Genomic DNA, 25559 nt, shown 5'->3' with positions numbered 1-25559 from the left:
ATCCTATATTAGCACGGATCATCGCTAGGACAAAAACGACAATTCAACCGAATTCACTCGAATTGATCGATATCCTCACCGGGCGCCATCGAGACGATCCGGCGCGCCAGCGCGAAGTCGTGACCGCCGCGGATCATCGCCGCGATCTGCTTCTCGCGCTGCGGCCGATCCGGCGCAACCGCAGCGAACGGCCCGATCCGACGCTTGCGGGCAAAGGTCAGCGCTGCCTCGACACGTCGCGCCTCGATCGCCGGGGCCAGCGCCTCGGCATCCTCCTCACCGATCCCGGCCTGGCGCAGCACACCGCCCACGCGGCGCTTGCCCAGCCCGCGCCGCGCCATCGCGCTGGCGCGCGCCTCGCCGAACGCCCGGTCATCGATATAGCCCAGCTGGGCGAGCTTCTCGGCGAGGGCCGCCGGGTCGCCGCGCTCGCCTTCCCAGCCCCGTTCGCGGATCTTGCGCGTCAGATAGGATGTCAGGCGCCCCCGGGTCGTCGCGAAGCGTTCGACATAGCGCAAGGCCAGCCTTTCCAGCGCTCCCGCATCGAGCGGCGGCGGCGGGCGGCGCTCTCGGCTGGGGCGGGCTTGCGGCATCACGCCATCATTGTGCCACACTCGGAACGGATTTTGAACGCTTGGAAGCGGCAGAGATGCAGGCTTTCATAGTGGAGCGGCTTTTGGGGAAAGGCCGCATTCAAGGGCGCAAGGAATAATGGTTAGTGACGTTCCGGGATCGGAAGAGCTGTTGGCGGAGCGCGCCACGGTGACCTCGACGCCCACCGAAGATTCGCTCGCGCGGCGCTTCGCGGATTTCGAAACGCTTGGGGAAGCGCTCGATTTCGCGGCTAGCGGCGTTCGCGGCCTCAACTTCCACGATGCCCGTGGTGGCCTCGTCCGGCCCTATCCGTTCGCCGAGCTGCGCGAGGATGCGCTGGCGATGGCGCGCCGGCTGATCGCGGCCGGCGTCAAGCCGGAGGATCGTATCGCACTGGTCGCCGAGACCAGCCCGGATTTCGCTGCGCTGTTCTTCGGCGTGGTCTATGCCGGCGCCTGGCCGGTGCCGCTGCCGCTGCCGACCTCGTTCGGCGGCCGCGATTCCTATATCGAGCAGCTCCGCGTCCAGCTTTCGAGCTGCGATCCGACCATGCTGATCTACCCGCCCGAACTGGCCCAGATGGCCGGCGAAGCGGCCCGCCTCGCCAGGCTCGAGGGCGTCGACTGGTCGGAGCTGGTCGCGCGTCCCGTACCCGACGTCGCTTTGCCTTCGGCCAAGGGCGACGATATCGCCTATCTGCAATATTCCAGCGGATCGACCCGCTTTCCGCACGGCGTGGCGATCACCCACCACGCACTGCTCAACAATCTCGCGGCGCACGGCCACGGCATGGAATTGCAGCCGAGCGACCGCTGCGTCTCGTGGCTGCCCTGGTATCACGACATGGGCCTGGTCGGCTGCTTCCTGTCGCCGGTCGCGAACCAGGTTTCGACCGATTACATCAAGACCGAGGATTTCGCGCGGCGCCCGCTCGCCTGGCTCGACATGATCAGCCGCAACAAGGGCACCACCCTCTCCTATTCGCCGACCTTCGGCTACGACATCTGCGCACGCCGCATGTCGAGCCAGACCAAGGCGAGCGACCGCTTCGACCTGTCGCGCTGGCGCGTCGCGGGCAATGGCGCGGACATGATCCGCCCGGACGTGATGCAGAGCTTCGTCGACGCATTCGCCGATGCCGGCTTCAAGGCTTCCGCCTTCCTGCCGAGCTATGGTCTCGCCGAAGCGACGCTGGCCGTATCGATCATGCCGCCGGGCCAGGGCATTCGGGTCGAGCTGGTCGAGGAAACCCAGCTCTCCGGCGTCGCCGCGGGGCAGGACCGGCCGCAGCGCTACCGTGCGATCGTCAATTGCGGCAAGCCGGTGCGCGACATGAAGGTAGAGATCCGCGAGGAAGACGGCACGCCGCTTCCCGAGCGTGCGATCGGCAAGGTCTGGTGCTCGGGCCCGTCGGTGATGGTCGGATACTTCCGCGACCAGGCCTCGACCGACGCCTGCATGGTCGATGGCTGGCTCGACACCGGCGACATGGGGTACATGTCGGATGGCTATGTCTATATCGTCGGCCGGGCGAAGGACATGATCATCATCAACGGCCGCAATCACTGGCCGCAGGACATCGAATGGGCAGTCGAGCAGCTGCCCGGTTTCAAGGCGGGCGACATCGCCGCCTTCGCCATCACCACGCCGGGCGGTGAAGAGACCCCCGCCGTGCTGGTGCAATGCCGCAGCTCGGACGATGCCGAGCGCGTGCGGCTGCGCGAGGAAATCCGCGAGCGCGTCCGGTCGGTGACCGGCATGAACTGCGTGATCGAGCTGATCCCGCCGCGCACCCTGCCCCGCACCAGCTCGGGCAAGCTCAGCCGCGCCAAGGCGCGCAATCTGTATCTCAATGGCGAGATCAAGCCCTACGACATCGCGGCGTAAGGCGCGGCTCGGCTGGGCCACTCTTCGTCGGTCGCTCTCAACGGCTCATGGTGGGCCTGATCGGCGAAGTCGGGTTCATAAATCACGGTGCCGGAAATAGCGGCAGCGACGGATAGTTTGAATCGAGGCGGGTTGCTCAGAATGTCATGCAGTTCACTGACATTCTAAATGATGCGCCTTTGGCAATTATTTTATTAATCAACTACTTGATTAAATATCGCTGCACAGCTCCGAAACAATGGAGACGTCGCGGTCGCGGGGGACCAGGACACAGAGCATGCGACAGGGCCCGGCCGAAAGGGTCTCGATCGGATGATTGGAGCCGCGTCGTGTCACCACGCTGCCGGGCTTGAGCAACACCACGGTTTCATCGAACCAGAGCGTCATCTCCCCATCGATGACAATCCCGTATCCGGCACGCTCAAACAGGTCGTGCAGGGGCGACAGGCCAGCCCTGGGTTGTTGGATCGAGGGGACATTGACCACTCGCATGCCTGTCCATTGATCCGAAACATCAAGCATCGAGGCATCTGTCGGAACGCATAGATCGCCATCATGCTCGGTCCAGCCGACACTCTCCCTCTCGGGCGGTTGTAGGCTCCCTTCGCCCGCGGGCGCTTCCCGGGGTTGGCCAAAAGCCGCCCGCGTTTCGACCGGAGCAATGAAGCGATACCCTCGCCCCGGCATGGTCGCGATATATTTGACGGCGCCCACATCGTCGCCCAGCGCGCGCCGCAGCGCGGCGATGTTGACCTTGAGGTTGCTTTCATCGACCGTCGTCGTGGGCCAGACCCGGACCATGAGATCTTTCTTGGACAGGAGTTCTCCTGGCCGCTCCACGAGCGCGGTCAACAGATCGAGGGCACGTCCACCGATCTGCACCCGGGCGTCGCCGCGCGTGAGCAATTGGCGCTCGGGCACGAGCAGGAACGGTCCAAAATAGAAAATCCTTGCTTCGCTCATGTGATCCACCCCTGTTTTGGCTCGCCTGAACAACAGCCGCGTTCAAACGAATTGCTGGAAATGCGATCATGTCTCCGCTGCTGTCGATCGGATCGTAGCTCGCTCGTAACGAGCCCTCAAATTCAACTTGGTCGTCGATCATTGGATGTGAGTCCTGCTTCGCTCGACTTTGGTCGAGGCCGGATCACACAAGCGTGAAGCGCCGCCGTCCTATCAACCAAGGTGCGGCATCGCGCCCACAAAAGGGGCCGGAACCCCCATTATTTCTTGAATGCCTAGCGCATGGTCGTGTCGCGATCGACGTTAGTCGAGTGGCAGCGGCCTTTCGCGTGCGCTAGGGTGAACGTCGGATTTCGGTTGCCGTGAACGCCCCCACGGCCCGCGGTGAATGATGTTGGGCGGGAGCTGTAGTGAGCGGACACACGAGGTCTGTCGCGCCAGGCGAGGCAAGAGAGTTGCAGCAATGCCGCGACGATATCGACCGGTTGAGCCGGCTGCCGGCGGCGTGGAAAGGCGTCGATCCTACCTTCATCGCCGAGCACGTTCTGGAAACGCTGCTCGACATGCTCGGGCTGGATTTCGTCGGCCTTCGCTTCAGCGAAACCCCGCACATCTTCCGGCGCGCCGCCGATGCCAATGGGCTCGAGCCCATGCTCGCCGCCGTGCAAACCTGGCTCGAGAGCGATCCGCAATCGTCGGCGGCCATGCTCTCGATCGGGGGCGATCAACTGTTCGCCGTGTCGCTTCCGCTCGGCGCCATCTCCAGTATGGGGCAGCTCATCGCGGTGTCGCGACGGGACGGGTTTCCCCGGCCCGACGAATTGCTGAAGTTGCGGATCGCGGCAAGCGAGGCAAGCCTCGCCATCCGCGAGGTACGCGAGCTCAGCGACCGCGCGCCCCCCACCGACATGCGCCCGGAAAAGCCGACAGGAGAGGCGCTGGCGGAAAGCGAGTGGCGGCTGAACCTCATCATCAATACCATCCCGGCCATGGCCTGGTCGGCGACGCCGGACGGAATGCTCGACTTCGGCAATCAGCATTTCCTGGATTTTATCGGAGGGCCGTTCGAGGAGATCGGCGGGCTCAATTTCTACCGCATCTTCCACCCCGACGACACGCCTCATCTTCTATCCGCCTGGCAGGAGATCATGGCGTCGAAGCGCAGTCGCGAGGTAGATGGCAGAATCAGGCGTGCCGACGGCGACTATCGGTGGTGCACGCTGCGGCAGAAGCCGTTGTTGGACACGAAGGGAAACGTCATCAAATGGTATGGGGTGGTCCTCGATATCGAGGATCGCAAGCGCGCCGAAAATGCCTTGAAGGACACCAAGTCCGCTCTTGCGGCGAGCGAGCAGAATCTCCGTCTCATCATCGATTCACTCCCGGTTCTCGCCTGGGTCGCCCGCCCGGACGGGGGCGCAGATTTCGTCAACCAGCGATGGGCGGAATATGCCGGCGTCGACGCCGAGACGATTCTGGAATGGGGCTTCCTCAATTTCTACCATCCGGACGACGTGGCCGACATGGTGGAGACCTGGAAGGATTGCCTCGCCACGAAAGACCGGATGAGCCTGAAAGGGCGAATCCGACGGTTCGATGGAGAATATCGCTGGTTCTACTTCGCCGGGCAGAAGATAACGGACGCGAACGGCGTGGTTCGATGGGTCGGCGCCAATATCGACTTCGAAGATCTGCAGCGTGCGGAGGATGCGCTCAAGGCGAGCGAGCAGCGGCTGAAACTGATCATCGATACGATACCCGCCATGGCCTGGTCAGCCAACGCCGATGGAAAGGTCGATTTCTGGAACAAGAACCTGCTCGACTTCTGCGGTCTTCGGTTCGAGGACATCATGGAAGAAGGCTTTTATCGCATCTTCCACCCCGATGACCTGGAAACGATGCGGTGCAGCTGGGACCGGGTGCGAGCGGCAAAGCGCGGCGAGGAAGTCGATGGACGCATTCGCCGTGCGGATGGCGAATATCGATGGTTCAACTTGCGACAGGCTCCCCTGCTCGACGACAATGGCGATGTGGCCAAATGGTACGGCGCGCTCATCGAAATTGAGGATCGCAAGCGCGCCGAGGAGGAGTTGCGACAGAGTCAGAGCGAACTCGCGCGCGTCGCACGCATGACGACCCTGGGTGAACTGGCGGTCTCGATCGCGCATGAAGTCAACCAGCCGTTGATGGCGATCGTCACCAACGCCGGGACGTGCCTCCGGTGGCTCGATGAGACGCAATTCGACCCCGTCCAGGCGCGGCAGGCAGCCGAACGCGTCATCCGGGACGGACATCGCGCCGGGGAGATCATCGCGAGTATTCGGGCGCTGGCGCGCAAGGCGCCCGTCCGCATGGAGCCGATGGACGTACAGGAGGCGATCCGCGACGTGTTGCTGGTGTTGAACGGCGAGTTCCGGCGCCGCGGCGTCACCGCGAGCTTCGATGCCGCGCGAAAGCCGCTGATCGTGCTGGGCGATCGCACCCAGTTGCAGCAGGTCGTGCTGAATCTGGTGATGAACGGCGTGGAAGCGATGGCGGAAACCGACGGTGCGCGACGGCGTCTGACGATATGCACTGCTGCCGATGGCGATGGGTTCGCCAGGATCAGCGTCACGGATACGGGCTTGGGCCTCAAGGCCGAGCTAGTGGACCAGATCTTCGAGGCCTTTTTCAGCACCAAGCCTGACGGAATCGGGATGGGCCTGTCGATTTGCCGGTCGATCATCGAAGCGCATGGCGGCTCGATCTCGGCGTCGAACAATGCGCCGCGGGGCAGTGCCTTCAGCTTCACCGTGCCCATGGCGCCGGGGAGAAGCCAGTGACGGTCGAGCGCGGTGACGATGAAGAGCCGATCGTCGTCGTGATCGACGACGACGCAAGCGTGCGCGAGGCATTGCGCGGTCTATTCGAGTCTGTCGGGCTCCTTACTGCGACCTATGGTTCAGTTCAGGCGTTTCAAAGCGCCGAGGCGCCCGGCGGACCATGCTGTATCGTGCTCGACATCCGCTTGCCCGGCCAAAGCGGCCTCGAATTCCAGGAAGCGATGGCAAAGGGCGGCGCGTCCTGGCCGACCGTGCTGATCAGCGCCCATGTCGACGTTCCCATGGCGGTGCGGGCGATGAAGGCTGGCGCGGTCGATGTGCTGACCAAGCCCGTTCACGAGCAGGACCTGCTCGAGGCAGTCAATCGCGGCATCGCGCAGGACAGGCTGCACCGCAGCGAGGCGCGCGAACGCCTGGAGCTGCAGTCGAGATATGCGACGCTTACCGAGCGGGAGCGCCAGATCATGGCGCTCGTCGCGACCGGAAGGCTCAACAAGCAGGTCGCAGCCGAGGTGGATCTCACCGAAGCGACGGTCAAACTCCATCGCGGCCATGTGATGCGCAAGATGGGGGCGGACTCGGTCCCCAAGCTGGTGAGGATGGCGGACGCGCTGGGTATTCGGGACGGCACGCAAGGAAGTTGACGGTCGCCCGCCCCTGCCCCAGCGCTCGGCCCCGCGCAGCTTAACCTCAATTTACGGGCAGTCGCCTGGCTTGTCCGATAAGTCCTGTTGCGGGCCCCGAGCGGCCGCAGCGCAAGACGGCGCACTGCGCCGATGCCCTTCAGGGGAAGGCCGATATGCAACCGGACACCAGTTGGTCCCGTCATGCAACGGACCCGAGCGACGTAGAGCTCGCAAGCACGTTGCTTCTGGCGGAATTCATCCACCGCTCGGCGAATGACTTCACCGTTGCCTGCGCCGAGGTGCGTATCGCCGCAGGCGGAACGACGCTCGACCGAGTCCGGGACCAGCTGACGACGGCGATCGAGCGGCTGCATGCCCTGGCGGCGATCCAGCGCCTCCTCCAGCCACCGCGCGAGGACGTGATGGATCTTGCCGACAAGCTCTGCGCGCTTTGTCGTTATCAGGCTCAGGCGCGGTTCGCCGGACAGGCCGCGTTCGTGCATTGTCGCTCGGCCGAGATCCGCATCGATGCCGCGCGCGGCTGGCCATTGCTGATGATCGTCGCCGAACTCCTGACGAACGCGGCGCGGCACGCCTTTCAGGGCCCGGGCGGTTTGATCCATGTCGACCTGGCGAGCCACGACGGCGAAATCCACTGTGCCGTGCGCGATGACGGCATCGGCATGCAGCCGACGAGCGTGACGCCGCGGGCCGGGACGGCGATCATTGCCGAGCTGGCGCGCGCAGCCGGAATCCGGATGACGGCGCGCAGGTGCCGCTCCGGCACCGCGTTCGACCTGCGCATGACGATCGAGACATTCGGCATGCTGGTCGCGGGCGACGATACCCGCCCCTGACGCAATCCTTCGATCGCGGCTGTCCCAGGGCAGGGCGCGCCGGCCCGGGCGGCCGCTGCCGCAAGGATAAATTACCGGAATTCACCAGTGCTAACGCCCATCGATTTTCCAGGACTGTAGAAGTCGATCCGCCGCTCACCCAACACGGCGAAGCAATGGAGGACGTCATGAGCAATGTAAAAATCCCCAAGATCAACCGACTGACCTTGCCCCTGTTGCTTGCCATCGCCGGCACGGCGTCCGCGCCCCAGGCATTCGCTGCCTCCGGCGCCCCCGCGGCGGTTGAGCCCCGCGCCCCGGTCCCGATCTTCCATCGATATGCGACGATCGACGGCGTGAAGGTCTTTTATCGCGAGGCCGGGCCGGCGGACGCACCGGTCGTGYTGCTGCTGCACGGCTTCCCGACCTCGTCGCACATGTTCCGCAACCTGATCCCTCTGCTCGCCGACCGGTATCGCGTCATTGCGCCGGACTATCCGGGTTACGGCCAGAGCGATGCGCCGGATCGCGCGCATTTCACCTACAGCTTTGCCCATTATGCCGACATGATGGACTCGCTGCTCGGGCAGCTCGGCGCGCGGAAATACGCGATGTACGTGATGGATTACGGCGCACCCGTCGGCTATCGCCTCGCGCTCAAGCATCCCGAACGGGTCAGCGCGCTCATTGTCCAGAACGGCAATGCCTATGAGGAGGGGCTTCGCGCCTTCTGGGATCCGATCAAGGCCTATTGGGCCGACGGATCAACGCAGCACCGCGACGCCCTGGGTCGCCTCGTGACCCTCGACATCACCAAGTTCCAGTACACCGACGGCATGAGCGATGTCGCGCGGATCGCGCCTGATAATTGGGTGCAGGACCAGGCGCTGCTGGATCGGCCGGGGAACAGGGAGATCCAGCTCGACATGCTCTACGACTATCGCACCAATGTTCCGCTCTATCCCCAATTCCAGAACTTCTTCCGGACGCGCCGTCCGCCGACGCTCATCGTCTGGGGCAAGAACGACACGATCTTCCCCGCGGAAGGCGCCTATCCTTATCGCCGCGATTTGCCGGATGCCGAATTCCACCTCCTCGACTCAGGTCATTTCGCGCTCGAGGACAAGCTCGACGAGATGGCACCGCTCATCAACGACTTTCTTGATCGAAAACTGGCGAAGCCCTGAGCTCATGAACGGGCTGGGGCGGCAATCTGAGCCAGGCCGAGGTCAGAGTGGCGAGCACCCAGGACGACGGCGTCGGGCATCGCGCTCGGCGTCAGCCTGTTCGTTCTGGTGGCGGCGATCGGCTTCACCCTCGCCACCGGTGGCGCGGCCGCGCCGATCGGCGCGCTGGTCGGCCAGGCCAACGAAGCGCGCAAAGGCCTGGGGACGCAGCTCAACACCTGGACGACGCTCGAGACCAAGCTCGACTAGAGCGGCGAGCGTTAAATCTGATCCGTTCGTCCTGAGTAGGGATCGAGGTGCCGAAGGCGTATCGAGAGCCCGTATCGAAGGACAGGTTGTCACGCGGAACCTGTCCTTCGATACGCCCTCTCGATACGCCGCTGCGCGGCTACTCGATGGCTACTCAGGACGAACGGGTGGTGGTGGCTCTGATGTAATGCAAGCTACTCTAGGTGATGAAAAATGGGCGGCTCCTTGCGGAGCCGCCCCAGTTTTTCGACGGTGGTACGATCAGAACTTGAAGCTTGCGCCTGCCTTGAACGTGCGCCCGATCAGACCGGCATAGTGCCAGGTGGTCAGGAAGTTCGGCGAGCTCGCATAGGACGCCGGCGCGATCGGTGCGCGGGCACCGAGCACGTTTCCGACATTCGCGAAGAAGCTGAACTGGTCGTTCACGCGGACCGTCGCGTTCATGTCGACGGTGATGAAGCTGTTCACATAGCAGAAGCTGTTGCCGGTGCCGTCAGTCGGCGTCTTGTACAGGTTCGCCGCGCACGCCGTGGACAGATTGCCCTGGTCGGTCGCGACCTCCTTGATCCTGCCGACATAATAGGCGGTTGCGCTCAGCGAGAACTTCCCGACTTCCAGCGTGTTCTGCCAGTTGCCGCGAATGCTCGGCGTGCCGTTGCCCGAGGACAGATCGTACGGCCCGAGCGTACCGGCAAACTTCTGCACACCCGACGCGGTGTGGCGGTCATACTGAATGACATAAGTCGCCTCGGCGCGGCTGGTGAAGCGGATGCCGTCGCCGAGCGGGATACGAGCGGTCGCCGAGAAGTCGAGACCCGAGGTCAGATCGTAGTTCACGTTGACGAACGGCGCGTTGATGATCAGCAACCGCGGCAGTGCGTTGGGCGCCGCCGGATCGACACCGTCGATCGTGTTGACCGAATAGCCCGGGCCTACCGCCGCAACGGCCGCCGTGGCGGCTGCCAGTGTCGACTGCGAATAATAGGCAGTGATGGCCTTACCTGCATCCGGACCGTTGGCGATCAGGTTCGACTTCTTCACGTTATAATAGTCGACCGTCATGCTGAGCCACGGCACCGGCTCGAAGATCGCGCCGGCGGTGAAGCTGCGCGACGTTTCCGGCTTCAGGTTCGGGTTGCCGACGAAGCCGCGGCCCACCGAATAGGCCAGGTTGTACGGATTGCCATTGGCCGAGCAGGTCGTGGTGTTGCCGGTGCCGTTGTGCGCCAGAATGAAGAGGCACGACGGCGTGGTGGTGACGAAGCCGGCATATTGCGAGCGCGGTCCGGATTCAGCGAAGGTCGGCGCGCGGAAGCCTTGCGAATAGGTACCACGGACCGCCAGCTGCTTGATCGGGGTGAACTTGAAGCCGATCTTGGGCGAGAAGCGGCCAAAACCTTCCGAATAATGGTCGTAGCGACCCGAACCGTTGATCTCGAGGATATCGAGCACCGGTGCCGCGATTTCGAAATAGCCGGCCGAGACCGTGTGCTGGCCGAACGCCGACGAGGTCGTCAGGCTATAGGTATCGAGCGCGGCATTCTGGTTGTTGTTCTCCAGCGATTCGCGGCGCACCTGGCCACCGATGGCCACCATGAGCGGGCCACCGGGCAGCTCGATCAGCCGCTTGGTGATCGCGGCGTCGACCGAATACATTTCCGAATGCGACGGCGTGATCTTGTCCGGTGCGATGGCATCGCGCACCGCCTGCGAGTTCAGCGACGGATTGACGAAATTATAGCTGCCGGTGTTGATCGCGTTGAGCGTGGCGGCGATGTTCAGATAGCCGTGCTGGACGATCTCGAGATTGTCGCGGGCATAGACGCCGTCGATCTTCCAGGTCCAGTCGTCGCCGAAGCTGCCGTTCAGGCCCGCGGCGAAGCGATAGACTTCGTTGGTGCGGTCGCTGCCGGCTTTGATGTCGCCGAACAGATAGTAGATGCGCGCTGCGCCATTGGCAGGATCGGCGGCAAAGGCAGCCGCATAGGGATTGTTCGGGTTGAGCGCGCGCCCGGGCGTGCCCGGCGTCGCGCAATTGACGCCAGAGGTGCAGATATAGACCGGCAGGACGATGCCGGGGTTGCTCGACGCCAGCGACGGTGCGCCGCCATAAGGCTGGGTGTTGCGCAGGGCGCGCGGGGCGTTGAGAATGCTGACATAGCTGTTCGAATAGCTGCCAGTGACATAGGCTTCGACATTGTCGGCCAGACGGAGGCTGATGCGACCGTTGACCGAATATTTGCGCTGCAGCGGAGCAAGCTGGAAATATTCGTCTTCGATATTGTGCTTGCAGCCCACGCCGTTCACCGCCGCGCTGACCTGCGTGTAGGTGCCGGCCGCGCAGTTGAGGTTGAGCGACTGATACTGGGTCGTCAGCACCGCCGTGCCGCCGCTCAGCGGATTGTTCAGATTGCTCTGAGTCGTGCGCACGACGACCGCGTTCGGCGTCGCGGTGGTCAGCGAGTTGTCGGCACCGTTATTGTCCGCGCCGCCGATCGAAGTCAGATCGCGGTTATTGTACGGGAAGCCGCGGCTGTGCGCGGTGACGCGACCGTCCTGCTGGAATTCGCCGTTCAGATAGACGTTGAAGCCCTTTTCCGCATAATCGCCATAACCGACCGTCAGGTTGGCGCGTTGGTGACCCGCGTCGCCCTTCTCACTGGCGCCGGCCTCGACCGTGCCGGCGACGCCGACAAACTGCTTCTTCATGATCAGGTTGACCACGCCGCCGATCGCATCGGCACCGTAAGTGGAGGACGCACCGTCCTTCAACACTTCGATACGGTCGATCAGGCTGAACGGAATCGAATTGAGATCGACATAGGCGTTATGCCCATCGTCGTTGATCGGGAAGTTGGTCGAACGCAGACCATCGACCAGAACCAGGGTCGACGAGACGCCGAGGCCGCGCAGCGAGACGGCGACGCCGCCGGCCGAGAAGCCGCTCTGAAAGCCGACGCCGATCGAGCCGCCGCTATCGGCCGAGACCGAGCGAATCGCTTCGGCGGCCGTGGTGATGCCCGCCTTGGCCAGGCTGTCCGCGGTCAGCACGGTGACCGGCGACGGCGTTTCGGTATCGGTGCGGCGGAACAGCGAGCCGGTGACGACGATGTCCGCCGATTCACCTTCGGCCGCCTGGTCGGCCGGCGTGGCGCTGGCCGGCGCGTCCTGCGCGAAGGCAGGGCTGCTCAGGCCCAGCAGAAGGGCGAGCGGCGCGGCACTGGCACACAGACGCGTGGCGTTAAGGCGATGAAATGAACGCATTGATGAAGCCCCCGATATTTATGGTTATGTGCATCGGCCGAATGAGCCGAGCCGGGCGCTTTGGACGCCCGATGGAGCCTACGTGTCTTGCAGAGCAATTTTTGTAAATTGGATAAGGTCCGGTGCGGAGCTTTCCAGCCACCGTGTTACAATTGTGCAACACAGTCCCGCTATGCCCGCGCTAGAACCGTACGCCGGACCTGTAGAAGTAATCGTGACCGCCCTTCGGCAGGTGTTGCGGCAGTGGCCCGCATATGGACACGACATCGTACGAAAATAAAACCTCCGAATCGGTTCCTCGTCTAACCATCCGCTAACCAACGCTGGTGTAGCGATAGCGGCGTGAGCACTCGTCCCGCCTCCCAATTCGCCCGCCCGCGTATCGATGGCCGCGCGCTGCTCGGCCTGTACGACCCGGCCGACACCACTGATTGGGCGCCGATTCGTGCCGCCCAGGTCAATGCGGGCAGCAAGCTCGCCCTGTTCCTGCTGGCGGCCAATGTGGTCGGCGCGATGCTGGTCGCCATGGTGCTCCAGCCGATCGCGCCGCTCTGGGCGCTGGCGAGCTGGGGCGCCGCGGTGGCGACGGTCGCCGTGACCATCACGTTCCGCCGCCTTTCCTTCCGTCATCGCACCGCGCAGACCGCGACGTTGCGCGACGTCCGCCATACCGTGATCGAAGGGATCGCGCTGGCCACGGTCTGGTCAGTGCCGCCTTTGGCCTTCGGCATCAGCGCTGACCCGACGACCGCCTTCGGCCTGTGGATCGTCGTCGCGCTGCTGATGACCGCATCGGCCGTGGCCATGGCGGCCCTGCCCATGGCGACGCTCAGCTTCCTCGGCATCCTCGGCGCCGCCGTCGCGGTGATGCTCTATTTCGTCGGCGGATCGCTGTTCGCCTCGACCGCGATCGTCTTTACCGTGCTGCTGATGCTGGTCTGTTTCGGGCGCGGCAAGGCGCTGGTCGTGATCCGCGCGGGCGAGATCGCGCTGGCCGAGCGCGACGAGACCGTCAGCCTGCTGCTCCGCGAGTTCGCCGAGCATAGCGCCGACTGGCTATGGGAGACCGACGCCAATCGCCGCATCGTCCGCGCCTCGCCCCGCTTCGCGCATTCGGTCGGGCTTGATCCCCTCTCGGTCAACGGGATGCCGTTCCTCCAGGTGCTGGCCGGCTCCGCCTGGGAGTCCGGCAATTTCTCCGCCGGCCTGCGCACGCTGGCAGCGAAGCTGAAGGGTCGCGAAAGCTTCCGCGACCTGCTGCTGCCGGTCGAGGTCAATGGCGAGGAACGCTGGTGGGAGATCGCCGCCAATCCCCGGCTGGACGATCACGGCGCCTTTATCGGCTTCCGCGGCGTCGGCTCCGACGTCACCGAGCAGCGCGCCTCGGCCGACAAGATCAACCGCATGGCGCGTTTCGACACGCTGACCGGCCTGCCCAATCGCCTGCTGGTCAACGAGGCTCTCGTCCACGCCCTGGCCGATGCGGAGAAATGGGGCAGCCGCTGCGCCTTCATGATGATCGATCTCGATCGCTTCAAGGCCGTCAACGACACACTCGGCCATCCGATCGGCGACCGCCTGCTCGGCCGGGTCTCCGAACGGCTGAGCCAGTTGATGACCGACAACGAGGTGGTCGGGCGCCTGGGTGGCGACGAATTCGCCGTCGTCGTGCGCGACGCCGGCGATTCGGCCCGCATCGAGCAGCTGGCCCACACCATCATCGAAGTATTGTCGCGCCCCTATGAGCTCGACCAGCATACGCTGTACACGGGCGCCAGCGTTGGTGTGGCGACCGGTCCGCGCGATGGTCGCAACGCCGAAATGCTGATCCGTTCCGCCGACCTCGCGCTGTACCGCTCCAAGGATGCCGGCGGCGGAGTCGTGCGCATCTACGAGCCGCAACTGCATGTCGAGGCGGAGGAACGCCGGGTCCTCGAAGTGGCACTGCGCAAGGCCGTGCAGAATGACGAGATGCACCTGAACTACCAGCCGGTGGTCGATGCCATAACGGGCGCGCTGACCGGATTCGAGGCTCTGTTGCGCTGGACTCATCCGCAGTTCGGCACGGTCTCGCCCGTGAAGTTCATCCCGCTCGCTGAAGACGCCCGGCTGATCGCCCCGATCGGCGAGTGGGTGCTGCGCACCGCCTGCGAGGAAGCAGCGCGCTGGAAATCGCCGGTGCGCGTGGCGGTGAACGTCTCGCCCGACCAGCTCCACAACCCCGCCTTCGTCTCGATCGTCGCCTCGGCGCTGGCCAATAGCGGCCTGACGCCGGAACGGCTCGAGCTGGAGGTGACCGAAAGCGTGTTCATGCGCGAGGGCACTGGCGCGACCAAGGTGCTGGAACGCATCATGGATCTGGGCGTGCGGCTCAGCCTCGACGATTTCGGGACGGGCTATTCCTCGCTCGGCTATCTCAGCCGCACCAAATTCTCCTCGATCAAGATCGACCGCAGCTTCGTGCAGGGCGCCTCGCGGAAAGTGCCCGAGGCGATCGCGATCATCCGTGCCGTCGTCGCGCTCGCGCAAAGCCTGGGCATGGCAACCACCGCGGAAGGCGTCGAGACCGAACAGGAACACCGCATGGTGCAGGATCTCGGCTGCACCAGGGTCCAGGGTTATTATTTCGGACGCCCGCTGCCGGTCGAGGAAGCGCGCGCGGTTGCCGATCGCGACTGGGGCGCGTCAGCGGCCGCCTGAGCGCTTGCCCCCCGCCCAACGTCACGCTAAAGCCCGCATCCGCACAGGGGTGTAGCTCAGTTGGTTAGAGCGTCGGTCTCCAAAGCAAACAATCAATCAACATCCGAACGGCGAAAACGGCAGAAATCTGCCGATTTCTAGACCCTACCTCCCCTTCGTTTTTCGTTCAAGGGCACAATTCGGGCACAAATGTGCAAGCTTGGAAGGATTTCGCACCGGCTCCTAGCGGCCGGCGAGAAAGCGGTTGGCTAGAGTTGATCATTAGACAAGCCGCGAATTCCAGGAAGGTACCAAGGCGTATCTACTTTTTAGAACGTCATTCAATTCAGGCCGCTCACGGCCAGCCTTACCCACTCCTGCCCCCGCCATCGCCTGCCGATTTTCGAAAATCATCCGATGTTCAGCCGGAAACCGTCGTTCGCTGGCGCAAGCCGGAACGACGGCGAAATCCCAATGTCGTCGTTCCTGGGAGCGGCAGCGCTTGGTAGAACTATAACGGCATCTACCGTGCCTGGCCTTTTCGAAAAACAGACCTGCCAAACCTAGCTGAAAGCTGGTTCACCACACCTTGGGTGTAGCGTCGTTGGCGCCACGCGACCGGGCTGTGATACACGCCGATCGCCGTCCAATAGTCTCGCGTAACGACAAGCGCCGACAGGAATATCCATCTCGCCGCATCGACATTGAAGCAAGCGTCGTGCTGCAGCCACCATCTGATCTCAATCGGCTTTCGATCGAGCAGCGCCGCGATCCTGCCGGTCCACCAGCTGTTGATCTGGAGCGGCCCCAGATCATACGTCCCGTCTCTGTTTCGCACGGCCGCGCCGACCCAGCCGCCCTCCTGATCTCGCAAGGCCCAGAGCGTCCTGGCTAACCAGATCCTGCCGTGCGCAGACCGTTCGATGCAGCGTTCGAGTTGCTTTTCCTGCGCAGCCGGCTGGATTGTCATTGAACGAACCGATGCCAGTGAGGACGGCGCAATCAGCAGGCCCGTAGCGGCGAGGAGAGAGGGCAAAGTGCGCATGTCAGCGATCCTGCCCTCTGTAGGGCTGTGGTGTTGGCGGGTGACCGCTCTTGCCTTCCCCGCTCCCCCTCGCCTCCTCGGCACGGCCGGCACCGAGTACCGCGCCGAGGTAGCGATCGATCGTCTCGGCAAAGGACTGCGCGCGACCCGCCAGTCGATCCGCCAGAGCCTGCAAGGGATGGGCTGGCCCGCCATTCCTGGCAGCCCCAAGCTGAGCCTTTCGCGCCGCCCGTTCCTCGCGGGTCTGGGCTCTGCGGAGGTCCAGCCGAGCCACGTGCCGCGCCTCGCGTGCGGCGCGTGCGTCCCGGTCGAGACGGCCCAGCCCCTCAAGCGACGACGTTTTTTCGCCGGATCGCCGCGTCAGTCGATCGACCAGCCGTTTCTCATCTTCAGTCCAGAGCTTCACGCCGAAGCGGGCCCGGGTGATCGCCGTGTAGTAATTCTGGCCCGTGACCAGCGGCGAGTTGACGGGCGCCAGCACATAGGCCCGGGCGTAGGTCTTTGATTGTGCAGAATACACCGTTTCGGCATAGCCGTGATCCCAGGTCCGGTGCGCCGCGAGGTCGATGTCCTGGGTCGTTCCCTTGTCCCATCTGATCGTCGCGACAGTCCCCCGTAGCGCCTCGACGGTACCCCGCTCCGCATTCTTGAGCTCGAGGCCATGGTCTACCAGCCGCCACTGGATCCGGTCCCCGCGCGCGAGATCCCGTTCCTCGCTCCTGAACACATTGATCTGCGACGCGCGGCCGAGCCGGGGATCCCAGCGGATCGTCCGGCCATGCTCGTCGACGAGCCGCACGACCTGTCGCCCGTTCGCGTTGCGCCCCGTGCCCACGACGCGATATTCAGTATCGCGCGCGATCCCCAGCCCGGCATTGTCGACCGAGAACTTCACCACCTGACCGCCAGAATAGAAGCGGGCGAACCGTTTCTCCTGGTCGCTCATCCCAGCTGGCGTGAGCACTGAAAGACGCGTCTCCTCGGCAGCGATCGCGCCCTCGACCTTAAGCGCGTCGCGGACGCGCGCATTGACGATCAGTCGGGTCGCATTCTCAAGCACGAGGATATTCGTCGTGGCGCGATTCTCTGGTTTGAGGCGGGTCCATTCAGCCACCAGCTGCCGCGCCAGATTCCCGGCATTGTCGCCGCTCACGACCTTGTCGAGATTTGCCAGCGAGGCGGCGTAGTCGCCGGCCCGGGCCTGGGTAACGGCAGCCTTCATCGAACGGGTTTCCTGTCGCACCGATTCGGTCAGCTGCGCTGTCGGCAGGCCGAGACGCTGCAGGAGCCAGAAGGCCTTGCCCTGCTCGATCGCGCCGGTCTGCTTGTTGTCGCCGAGAAGGATCAGCCGGGCGCCGCTCCGGCGGCTGATGTCGAGCACGCGCAGCGCCTGCCGGTTGCCAAGTTGTCCAGCTTCGTCGAGCACCAGCACGTCCCGGTCGTCGAGGGTCCGGCCTCCACCGGCAACCAGGCTCGCTACCGTCCTTGCATCGATGCCGGCAGACTGACCGAGATTGGCGGCCGCCGATGAGGTCGGGGCGAGCGCGGTGAAGCGTATGTCGGCGTCTGCCGCGGCCACGAGCGAACGTACCAGCATCGATTTGCCGGCGCCCGCAACGCCGTGGACACCGAGCACCCGGTCCTGCGACAAGCCGATGTGGCGGAGCGCCGCCTCCTGCGCCCGGGAGAGCCCTGCGCCCACCAGGACGGCCCCTAACCTCGCCTCTGACGTTACCGGCCTGGCGTCGCTCAGGCCCAGCGACAAATGCTCCGACAGGGCGATTTCGAGACGGGCAGTATGTCGGGTCGTCCGCCCGCGCGTGAGAACCGCATCGCCTGTCTGCGCGGTCGTTGCGAGCAATCGCCTGCGAGCTTCATGAGCTTCCACCAATGGCCTGACATCGGCGAGCCGCACCTCGCCGACATGCGATGCGAGACCGAGCCGGAGCATCCGACCGAGATTGTTGACCGCTTCACCGGTCTCCGCCTGACGGATGCCGAAGAGCATCGCTCGAGCCGCGTCGGCGGGATGTGGCGGGAGATCGCGCTCACCGGTGACGTCGCCCGCCGTCCGCACCGCAGCCAGCGCCGGAAGGTGCTCCCCGGCGCGTGCTGCCCAGCCCTTGTGCAATTGCTCGATCCCGATCTTCTCCTTGGGGCCGCGAGTCTCGTAAAAGGACCTGCGTCGGGCGGCCTGCCCCTCCAGACCATGTTCCCTGGCATGGGCATCGATCTGCTCTGAACGCCGTGACATCGCCTGGATCAGATCCTGGGGCACGCCGCGAATCTCGAACAGACCGGTGCGGGGGTTCGAGTCGATCTCGTATCCGACCTCACGAAGGCGATGCGCGAGGCCGTTCCGGTAGATTTGCCCCGCCACCATCTGTTCGGCAAACAGAGCCCGCGTTTCCAGGCTCGCCATCACACTACCGGCCTCCCGGTTGGTGATGTTCATGACGACGACATGGGTGTGGAGATGCGGATCGAGTTCGCGCGAGGCATGCTCGGTGAACCGTGCGAAGATCAGGCGGCTGGTGGTCTCATGCACGATCTCACCGTCAACGCGGTGGCGGAGCGCGGCATGCTCCTCGAGATAGCCAAGGGCCGTTCCGACTGCGTCTTCATGGGCAGCAATGATTCGCTCGTCGCCGCTGACCAACGCCATGATTGATACCGATTTGGGTGCGTTGACGGCAAAATCCCATCCCGGATGGTGCTCGATCTCGCCATCGCCGCGATGCCGCCCGAGCTGCTGGCCGGCGACCTTGCCGTCAAGCAGTTCGCGAAACACGCCCGGGTCGACCTTACCGGCAAGCCCCAGTTCGTCGGCGATCCGGCCGCCCCATCGGGAATGCTCGTCGGGGCCCTTCGTGTAATAGTCCCCGATCGTATAATAGCGGGCGACATTGGCAGCAGTGCCCTTGAGGCGGCGAGGATGGATCATGCCGGCGTCGCCGGGTTGCGGGCGCCCGCCCTCCGGTCATGCTGGCTGAGCCTGAAGCCACTCGACGGCGAGATGAGGACGAGCCCGGTCGGTGCGTCCGGTTTCGCAATGTCCCCGGCACAAGCATTTCCAGGAATCGATGCCTCCCTGATGCCTGTGATCGCCACCTGAGGCGCAGATGGCGGTTCGGCCGAGTCGAAGGGAAGCTCGGGGGCCCGATCGATCGATTTCGACCGTCTGTGCCGGGGCTGTTTCGGGGCAACCCGTCCCGGCGGCGCGGACGGTGTCGTTGCCGACGGTGCTATGGCCTGAATCCGGACCGGAGGGCTGGTCCGCTCCTCGAACGCAACGCAGATCGATGGCGCGCTGTTGTAGCTATCCTGAAACCGGACGACCGGCAGGTTGCGCCCGAACCGCAGGAACCCCTGCAGATTGGGAAGGTTCGTCACCTCGGTGTGCATGACCAGCGGACGCGTTACCTGCATCCGCGACAGGTTCACGCCGTCGCGCATGTCATTCACACCGTACGACATGCCCTCATTGGCCTCGACCTGCTCGACCTGCCCCAGATTCTCGCTGACATGCTTGGCGGTCGGGGTGTCGTTCGCGCGCAACGCGACCCAGGTCGAGCAATAGCCGGTGATCGCCGCCGCATCCTGAATGCCATAGGTGGCCTCAAGCTGCGGATAGGACTGGAACCCCAGCACGCCGCAGCCGCCATATTTGCGGGCCCGGGCGAGAAAATCGGAGAGCGACGGGAGTTTCTGCAGGGAGGGCAGTTCGTCGATCACACAATAGAGGCGCCGATTACGGTCCGCTGACAGGCTCATGATTGCGCTGATCGCGATGTCGAGCCAGACCGTGATCAAGGGGCGCAACGAGGGTAGCTGATCCGCCTTCACCGTGACGAACAACCAGCTGTCGTCCCTCTCATTGGCGACCCAGTCGCGGATGGAGAAGCCGTCTCGCGTATCGTCAAGATAGGAGAAGCTCCGCATCACCGAGGCGAGCTCGGCCTGGATACCGGCAGAAGTCCGGTCACCCTCGAGGCTGATAAAGGCGGCAGCGTCTGTGCCTTGCGCGAACGCCGCCAGGTCCTTCAGTTTGGAGCGCAGCAGCGTATCGAGGAGGATCGAGACAAGAGTCCGTTCCTGCCGCGCGAGCTTGCGCAAAACCGCCACCAGCGTCCCACGCGCGGCCTTGGCCCAGAAAGGGTCGCCCGATTTGTCGGGGATCGTCGACTCAGCGATCTGGTCAGAGTGATAGTCGCGCGGGACATCGACCCAGGGCGACCAGCAGTCCGAACGGGCATCCAGCGGGTTGAGCAGGACGTCGATTCCGGGGCGGTAGAATTTTTCCACGAAGGTCCCAGCGGTATCATAGACGATCGCGCGTTTTCCGGCCGCGCGAATCCCGGCGAGCATCTTGATGATGATGTTTGTCTTGCCCGTGCCGGGGGCGCCACAGAGCAGGATATGCTCGGGTTCGAAGCTGTCCGGTACGCGCACGCCCCCAATTTCGAGGCTGCCCGGCGCGCTTCTCCACAACGCACGACGGACCTGACGCACCGTCCCGAATCGTGCCCCGCGGACGAACTGGTTTGAGCCGAGACCCTTTCCGGTGCGCGTGAAATAGAACCACGCCCAGGCCAGCATCAGGCCCGCAAACGCACCGGCGATGGCCGCGCCATGGATCAGATAGGTCTCGACATGGGCGAGTGTGGCATGCGCCAATGGCGACGCAACCAGCGCAGCCGGCGAGGTCCAATATTGGCGCCCGGCAGGCGTGCGGAACAGGATCGGTGCTGCCGCGGCTCCGGGGATGGCGTCACCCCGGAAACTCGCCTCGATGAGTTTCATGGTGACGAAGCGCTCATAGGCACTCGCCTGCTCAAGCGCGTACCAGATCGTCCCGCCAATCCAGATCACCACCCCGGCCATCACCGTCTGAACGAACACCTGAGTCGTCATCCGGACATTATGGACGATCGCCTGACCACCCCGGGTCCAGGACCCCAAGGTGTCGTTGCGAAAGATGCTCATGGCCGGTCCTGCGCGGGATCGAGCAGCCCCCTTTCCGCGATCAATCGTCGCGCATCCGCCATCCCCTGTTCGAGAAGGTCAGGCGCTCGCCGACCGACCGACGCGGCAAGAATCGCGAGCGTCTGGATGGCGGTCGCATGGAGCTCGTCGAACCGGGCGTGATAGCCGGCCGGATCCTGCCCCTCATAGCGTTCCAGCACATCCCGGAAATAGGCTGAGGGCGTCGTTCCGGTACGACGCGCCTGGTCGAGCAGCCGGTCGTAGAGCGTATCGTCGAGACGGATGGTAATTCTGGCCATGCACACGGATCCTGTCCGGCACACTGGCGCATGATGAAGCGGCGCTCTTATACTCTACCGACGCCCTTGGTTCAATCTTGATTGGCGCGCCGCCACTCGCGGGATAAGAGTCTGGCAAATATATGGCCTCGGGCCATGTGCCGAATAGGGGATGAGCGTGGCTGAGGGTACTTTCGTAGAACTCTTTATGACGTTGCTCAAGGAGTGGCTGTCTCTGACAAAGGATCGCCAACGCGACCTGCTTCGGCTTTGCAACGTCAAATTTCAGGAACTTCAGGTGACGCACGAGGAGTTCATGCGCAGCCTGGATGAATTGCTCGATATAGTGCAGCGCGCCAGGCATCACGGCGCCGGCAACAATGCCGACCCTCTTGCGGAGGTTGCCCTTATCGAGCGACGCCGTCGCGAAGGAAGGCAGATGCGCCTCGCCCGCTATCAGGAGGCGAAGGTCTATGCGGAGGAGACCTTCATCAACGACACGCGCGTCTACAAGACGGTGCCTCAAGCCATCATCGATACCGTGCGGACTACGATGCGATCCTATGTGGCGTATTTCAGCCGAGACCACAAATATGACCATGATCTGGGGCACGCGATCCGGGAGGTCGCGCGCTATCTCCAACTCGCCCACGAATCCGGTTCCGCAGATAGCCATGAGGTCGTTCTGGGCCGTGCCCTGGAAGAAGTCCGGGAAGCCAGGCGGAGCGCCGAATTCTCATGGCTCCAGTTCACCCGGGATTATACCCGCGCCTATGCGGCGTTCGCCGACAATGGCGTTTATCTCGCCGAGAACATCCCGCCGCCGTCAAAACCGTCAGCCACATAAGCTGGCCGATCCCCTTAGCTATCGCGACCGGCGAGCCGGCTCGTGGCGGACACTGTCCGCCATCCGGTGACATGTCGTCCGCCACCGCGTGACGCGCAAATCCCGCGGATTTCCGGCGGTTTTGCGCCCGCAGCACCCGTGCGTACGGTGCATTACAAATTACGCCTTTCAGGCGTGCGTCGAGACAACCGCATGGCCTTGCGCCATGCGACTCAATCGATGCCCGTTTGGGCGGCAAATAGCTGGTTCAGCGTCATAATTCTTTGACGCTGAGCCAGCCGGGAATGCTCCTCGGAGCGACCCGAAAGACCGTACGCGAAGGTGCTTCTCATAAATCCCAGCGTGCCCTGGGGATCATCCCCAAGGCGCGCGCTCGCCGGCTCTGAGCCGGGATTTATGGAGTGCCGGTCATGAGAAACATCGACCGTTTCGACCTCGCCGATCTTGATATCTCGACCATCGATCCGCCCGCCACGGGGGAGCGTAGCCTGCGCGACTCGGTGGTTCCTGCCCTCGCGCTGCGCCTCCGTTCTGGTGGCGCTCGCACATGGGTCGTCCTGCGCACGAAGGACGGAAAGACCGTCCGCGAGACGCTGGGCGATGCCGCGTCCGTGCCTTTGGCATCGGCGCGGCTGCTGGCCTCCCGCCCGGTCATCACCGCACCCGCTACAGCGGAAATCGCCGAGCCGGGCGAAGCCCCGTTCAAGCCGACCACTTCCGTCGCGGACATGCTGCCCCGCTTTCTCGCCTTCGGTGCCAAGGGTCGATGGAAACCATCGACCGGGCGCCAGATGGAGAGCGTCAGCCGTACCTGCATCCTCCCGCTATTGGGGGACCGCAAGGTGCGCGACATCACCCCGCAGGACGTGGCCTGCTGGCATCGGGACGTCGCCGCGCAAACCAGTTCCGCGCGCATGGCGCTCTCCACCCTGTCAGGCTTGATGCTGTTCGCGGAGGATCATGGCGTCCGTCCGTGCGGCTCCAATCCCTGCCGGGGCCTGCGCAAGAAGGCCAAGGGCCATCGCGGCCGCCATCTCCCGCCGGGCAGCGTGAAACGGCTCTGGGAGGCGCTCGATCGGGTGCAAGGCAGGATGTCGGACTATTGCGACGCGGTCCGGCTGCTCTTGCTGACGGGCGCGCGGCGCAGTGAAATCCTCGGCCTCCAGTGGGACCTGATCGCAGGACCGCGCGCCGTGCTGGAAGACTCCAAGAGCGGCCCTCGGACGATCTGGCTGAATGCTCCCGCCCGCGAAATCCTCGCCGCGCGGCGCGAGGCTTCGGCCAGCCCCTATGTGTTCCCCTCCCCGCACATCGACGGCCCGCTTACGGCGATGGATGCGCCGTGGCGCGCCATCCTCAAGGAAGCGGGATTGTCGGGCCTTCGGGTGCATGACCTGCGGCACCATTTTGCTTCGGTCGCGGTGTCCAACGGGATCGATATCCGGCTGGTCGGGCAGTTGCTCGGTCACCGGGATATCGACAGCACGCTGGGCTATGCCCACCTCGCCACCGGCGCGCTGACCAAGTCGGCCAGCCGGGTGTCCTCGATCATCGATCGCTCGATGAATGCAGGGCCTGCGCCAAAGTCCCGGCACCGATCCCAACCCGCAACCTCCCGCCAGCACCGCGCCGTCGCCGGGTCCAATGGGGAGGCCCGTCATGCCTAACCTCCTCCTGTCCCTGACGGACGCGCTTTGCGCGCGCGCGCGGCCTGAGCCCACCGAGTTCAGCCTGCGCGATACCGGCCAGCCCGGGTTGAGCCTGCGGGTACAGCCCTCGGGCGCGCGAAGCTGGGTTCTGCGCGGGCGCGCCGGCGGCAAGCAAATGAAGTGGTCGCTCGGCTCGTTCCCGGAAACGAAGGTGAAGGCCGCGCGCCGCGCCGCCGCTGCACTACTCGCGGCCGGCACGCCTGCCCCCGCCCCGGCCGACCTGCCGACCACGCCGCTGTTCGCGGTTTTCCAGGGCGAGCATGAAGCGAAGCACGGGCGGCTCTACAAGCCGTCCGGCCTGAAGGCCTATCGCAGCTATGTCCGGCTGCAATTGCTGCCCGCGTTCGGCACCAGCCGGCTCGACCAGATCACCCGGCCAGACGTGGTCCGCTGGTTCGAGCGCTACAGCGCGACCAGCCCCGGCGGCGCCAATCGGGCGCTCGGCATCCTGCACCAGATGCTCGGCACCGCGCAGGACTGGGGACGCCTCCCGGCAGGCTGGATCAACCCCACGACCGGCGTCCGGCACAACCGCCGCAAGGTTGTCGGCTCGTTCCTTTCCGAAGCCCAGATGGCCAGGCTCGGCGCGATCCTGAATTTCCGAATCAGGGAGCAAGGCTGCGTGGTCGCGGCCCTGCTCCGGTTCCTGACGCTCAGCGGTTGCCGGGTTGGCGAAGCAATCAACCTTGAGTGGCGCGACGTGTTGCCAGACCGGCTGCGGCTGCGGGACAGCAAGACCGGCGCGCGCGATGTCGTCATCGGCGCCCCTGTCCGGCGGTTCTTCAAGGCGCATCGCGGAAGGATGGGCGCGGGCTGCGGGACAAGGGATGGCGATGCGGTATTTCCGCTCCCGATGGGGCAGGAATACGAGACGGTGCGAACGATCTGGTTTGCCGTTCGCCGTGCTGCCGATCTCCCCGGAAAGCTGCGGATACACGACCTCCGGCACAGCTTCGCCAGCCACGCGGTCATGTCAGGCGAAACCCTCCTGACGACCTCACTCTTGCTCGGCCATGAGCGGCTACAGACGACGTTCCGGTACGCACATTTGGCAGACGAGACGCTGCTAGCGACAGCCGAACAGATCGGCGCGCTGCTGATGATGCAAGCCGGGGGAACGACCACCGCCCGGCTTTGATTGGAGTGGCCCGAGCGCGGCGGGGTCAGCCTTGGCGGTACTGCAAACCTCGTACGCTCGGTGCCGCCCTCCCCCGCTCACCCTCGATTTGGGAGATCGTCACCGGTGAGCCATCGACGGTGTTTGGCGCTCCTTCGAAAAAGCATACCCCCTAACTAGGGGGTGGCGATATTCCGCGCGCGAGCGTGTGTCGGCAGATTTGTAGCAGAGCGCGGATAGGGTATCTGAGTGCGATGAAATGGACCGACTGGATCACCTTAGGCGTTGCGCTATTGGGTGCTGCGCTGGGCGTGTGGAACACATGGCAGGCCGGGCGCGACCGGTCCGTCAGGTTTAAGGTGCGAGTAACGCAGGCAATTGGGCTTGGAGGTGACGCACCGACCTGCTTGTCGATAGATATTACAAATCTGAGTTCATTCACCGTCACCATCGAGGAGGTTGGTCTTACC

Annotated in this window: 17 protein-coding genes; 10 read left to right on the top strand and 7 right to left on the bottom strand. The window is 64.3% G+C overall.

The window, feature by feature from the left end; all coding sequences use genetic code 11:
- Positions 1–53: 53 nt before the first annotated feature.
- Positions 54–593 (bottom strand): regulatory protein RecX, encoded by a 540-nt coding sequence (locus AC1DX5_RS18850; RefSeq protein ID WP_478016715.1) that lies wholly within the window; start codon positions 591–593, stop codon positions 54–56.
- Between the two features lie 118 nt (positions 594–711).
- Here AC1DX5_RS18850 and AC1DX5_RS18845 point away from each other — a divergent pair, with 118 nt between their 5' ends.
- On the top strand, positions 712–2481 hold the full coding sequence (locus AC1DX5_RS18845) for a fatty acyl-AMP ligase (RefSeq protein ID WP_478016712.1): 1770 nt from the start codon (positions 712–714) through the stop codon (positions 2479–2481).
- A gap of 210 nt (positions 2482–2691) precedes the next feature.
- Here the strand turns inward: AC1DX5_RS18845 and AC1DX5_RS18840 are convergent, their stop codons facing one another.
- The gene (locus AC1DX5_RS18840) at positions 2692–3444 is read right to left on the bottom strand and encodes a winged helix-turn-helix domain-containing protein (RefSeq protein WP_478016710.1); all 753 of its coding nucleotides are present in this window, start codon (positions 3442–3444) and stop codon (positions 2692–2694) included.
- Positions 3445–3854: 410 nt separating this feature from the next.
- Between AC1DX5_RS18840 and AC1DX5_RS18835 the strand changes: the two genes are divergently transcribed.
- The 5 genes from AC1DX5_RS18835 (at position 3855) to AC1DX5_RS18815 (ending at position 9164) form a co-directional block, all read left to right on the top strand.
- Positions 3855–6266 (top strand): PAS domain-containing sensor histidine kinase, encoded by a 2412-nt coding sequence (locus tag AC1DX5_RS18835; protein ID WP_478016707.1) that lies wholly within the window; start codon positions 3855–3857, stop codon positions 6264–6266.
- Positions 6263–6910: a response regulator transcription factor gene (locus AC1DX5_RS18830; protein ID WP_478016705.1), complete on the top strand. Its 648-nt coding sequence runs from the start codon at positions 6263–6265 to the stop codon at positions 6908–6910. The genes AC1DX5_RS18835 and AC1DX5_RS18830 overlap by 4 nt, the downstream gene beginning before the upstream one ends.
- Before the next feature lie 155 nt (positions 6911–7065).
- The gene (locus tag AC1DX5_RS18825) at positions 7066–7749 is read left to right on the top strand and encodes an ATP-binding protein (protein ID WP_478016703.1); all 684 of its coding nucleotides are present in this window, start codon (positions 7066–7068) and stop codon (positions 7747–7749) included.
- A 167-nt stretch (positions 7750–7916) separates the two neighbouring features.
- Positions 7917–8915 (top strand): alpha/beta fold hydrolase, encoded by a 999-nt coding sequence (locus AC1DX5_RS18820; RefSeq protein WP_465169555.1) that lies wholly within the window; start codon positions 7917–7919, stop codon positions 8913–8915.
- A 108-nt stretch (positions 8916–9023) separates the two neighbouring features.
- Positions 9024–9164 carry a hypothetical protein gene (locus tag AC1DX5_RS18815; RefSeq protein ID WP_465169556.1) on the top strand — a complete coding sequence of 47 codons (141 nt, stop codon included), beginning with the start codon at positions 9024–9026 and terminating at the stop codon, positions 9162–9164.
- A 261-nt stretch (positions 9165–9425) separates the two neighbouring features.
- Here AC1DX5_RS18815 and AC1DX5_RS18810 read toward each other — a convergent pair whose 3' ends face one another.
- A complete protein-coding gene (locus AC1DX5_RS18810) occupies positions 9426–12428 on the bottom strand; it encodes a TonB-dependent receptor plug domain-containing protein (RefSeq protein WP_465174088.1) in 3003 nt (1000 codons plus the stop codon).
- A gap of 342 nt (positions 12429–12770) precedes the next feature.
- On the opposite strand from AC1DX5_RS18810, the gene AC1DX5_RS18805 reads away from it, so the two are divergent.
- Complete coding sequence (locus tag AC1DX5_RS18805; RefSeq protein ID WP_478016701.1) at positions 12771–15128, top strand: putative bifunctional diguanylate cyclase/phosphodiesterase; 2358 nt, start codon at positions 12771–12773, stop codon at positions 15126–15128.
- Between the two features lie 502 nt (positions 15129–15630).
- Here AC1DX5_RS18805 and AC1DX5_RS18800 read toward each other — a convergent pair.
- From AC1DX5_RS18800 to AC1DX5_RS18785, 4 genes are read right to left on the bottom strand one after another with little or no spacing between them, the layout of a single operon-like run.
- On the bottom strand, positions 15631–16152 hold the full coding sequence (locus AC1DX5_RS18800) for a lytic transglycosylase domain-containing protein (RefSeq protein WP_478016699.1): 522 nt from the start codon (positions 16150–16152) through the stop codon (positions 15631–15633).
- Position 16153: 1 nt separating this feature from the next.
- Positions 16154–19096 carry a MobF family relaxase gene (mobF, locus tag AC1DX5_RS18795; RefSeq protein ID WP_478016697.1) on the bottom strand — a complete coding sequence of 981 codons (2943 nt, stop codon included), beginning with the start codon at positions 19094–19096 and terminating at the stop codon, positions 16154–16156.
- Positions 19093–21138, bottom strand: a complete 2046-nt coding sequence (locus tag AC1DX5_RS18790; protein WP_478016695.1) for a type IV secretion system DNA-binding domain-containing protein — start codon at positions 21136–21138, stop codon at positions 19093–19095. The genes mobF and AC1DX5_RS18790 overlap by 4 nt, the downstream gene beginning before the upstream one ends.
- Positions 21135–21437, bottom strand: coding sequence for a hypothetical protein (locus AC1DX5_RS18785; protein WP_478016692.1), 303 nt, complete (start codon positions 21435–21437; stop codon positions 21135–21137). Before AC1DX5_RS18785 ends, AC1DX5_RS18790 begins: the two co-directional genes overlap by 4 nt.
- Positions 21438–21624: 187 nt before the next feature.
- Here AC1DX5_RS18785 and AC1DX5_RS18780 point away from each other — a divergent pair, with 187 nt between their 5' ends.
- The 3 genes from AC1DX5_RS18780 (at position 21625) to AC1DX5_RS18770 (ending at position 25110) form a co-directional block, all read left to right on the top strand.
- On the top strand, positions 21625–22263 hold the full coding sequence (locus AC1DX5_RS18780; RefSeq protein ID WP_478016690.1) for a hypothetical protein: 639 nt from the start codon (positions 21625–21627) through the stop codon (positions 22261–22263).
- Between the two features lie 410 nt (positions 22264–22673).
- The gene (locus tag AC1DX5_RS18775) at positions 22674–23930 is read left to right on the top strand and encodes a tyrosine-type recombinase/integrase (RefSeq protein WP_478016689.1); all 1257 of its coding nucleotides are present in this window, start codon (positions 22674–22676) and stop codon (positions 23928–23930) included.
- On the top strand, positions 23923–25110 hold the full coding sequence (locus tag AC1DX5_RS18770) for a tyrosine-type recombinase/integrase (RefSeq protein ID WP_478016687.1): 1188 nt from the start codon (positions 23923–23925) through the stop codon (positions 25108–25110). Before AC1DX5_RS18775 ends, AC1DX5_RS18770 begins: the two co-directional genes overlap by 8 nt.
- Positions 25111–25559 lie beyond the last annotated feature (449 nt).

The sequence above is a fragment of the Sphingomonas sp. P2_B6 genome (assembly GCF_056404755.1).
The sequence above is the reverse complement of the archived record's forward strand: the minus strand, read 5'-3'. Positions and strand labels throughout refer to the sequence as shown.

Bases quoted from the DNA above. Each gene is read 5' to 3' on its own strand.
- AC1DX5_RS18850 (WP_478016715.1), bottom strand. From the start codon at position 593: ATGCCGCAAGCCCGCCCCAGCCGAGAGCGCCGCCCGCCGCCGCCGCTC.
- AC1DX5_RS18845 (WP_478016712.1), top strand. From the start codon at position 712: ATGGTTAGTGACGTTCCGGGATCGGAAGAGCTGTTGGCGGAGCGCGCC.
- AC1DX5_RS18840 (WP_478016710.1), bottom strand. From the start codon at position 3,444: ATGAGCGAAGCAAGGATTTTCTATTTTGGACCGTTCCTGCTCGTGCCC.
- AC1DX5_RS18825 (WP_478016703.1), top strand. From the start codon at position 7,066: ATGCAACCGGACACCAGTTGGTCCCGTCATGCAACGGACCCGAGCGAC.
- AC1DX5_RS18810 (WP_465174088.1), bottom strand. From the start codon at position 12,428: ATGCGTTCATTTCATCGCCTTAACGCCACGCGTCTGTGTGCCAGTGCC.
- AC1DX5_RS18800 (WP_478016699.1), bottom strand. From the start codon at position 16,152: ATGCGCACTTTGCCCTCTCTCCTCGCCGCTACGGGCCTGCTGATTGCG.
- mobF (WP_478016697.1), bottom strand. From the start codon at position 19,096: ATGATCCATCCTCGCCGCCTCAAGGGCACTGCTGCCAATGTCGCCCGC.
- AC1DX5_RS18790 (WP_478016695.1), bottom strand. From the start codon at position 21,138: ATGAGCATCTTTCGCAACGACACCTTGGGGTCCTGGACCCGGGGTGGT.
- AC1DX5_RS18785 (WP_478016692.1), bottom strand. From the start codon at position 21,437: ATGGCCAGAATTACCATCCGTCTCGACGATACGCTCTACGACCGGCTG.
- AC1DX5_RS18780 (WP_478016690.1), top strand. From the start codon at position 21,625: ATGACGTTGCTCAAGGAGTGGCTGTCTCTGACAAAGGATCGCCAACGC.
- AC1DX5_RS18775 (WP_478016689.1), top strand. From the start codon at position 22,674: ATGAGAAACATCGACCGTTTCGACCTCGCCGATCTTGATATCTCGACC.
- AC1DX5_RS18770 (WP_478016687.1), top strand. From the start codon at position 23,923: ATGCCTAACCTCCTCCTGTCCCTGACGGACGCGCTTTGCGCGCGCGCG.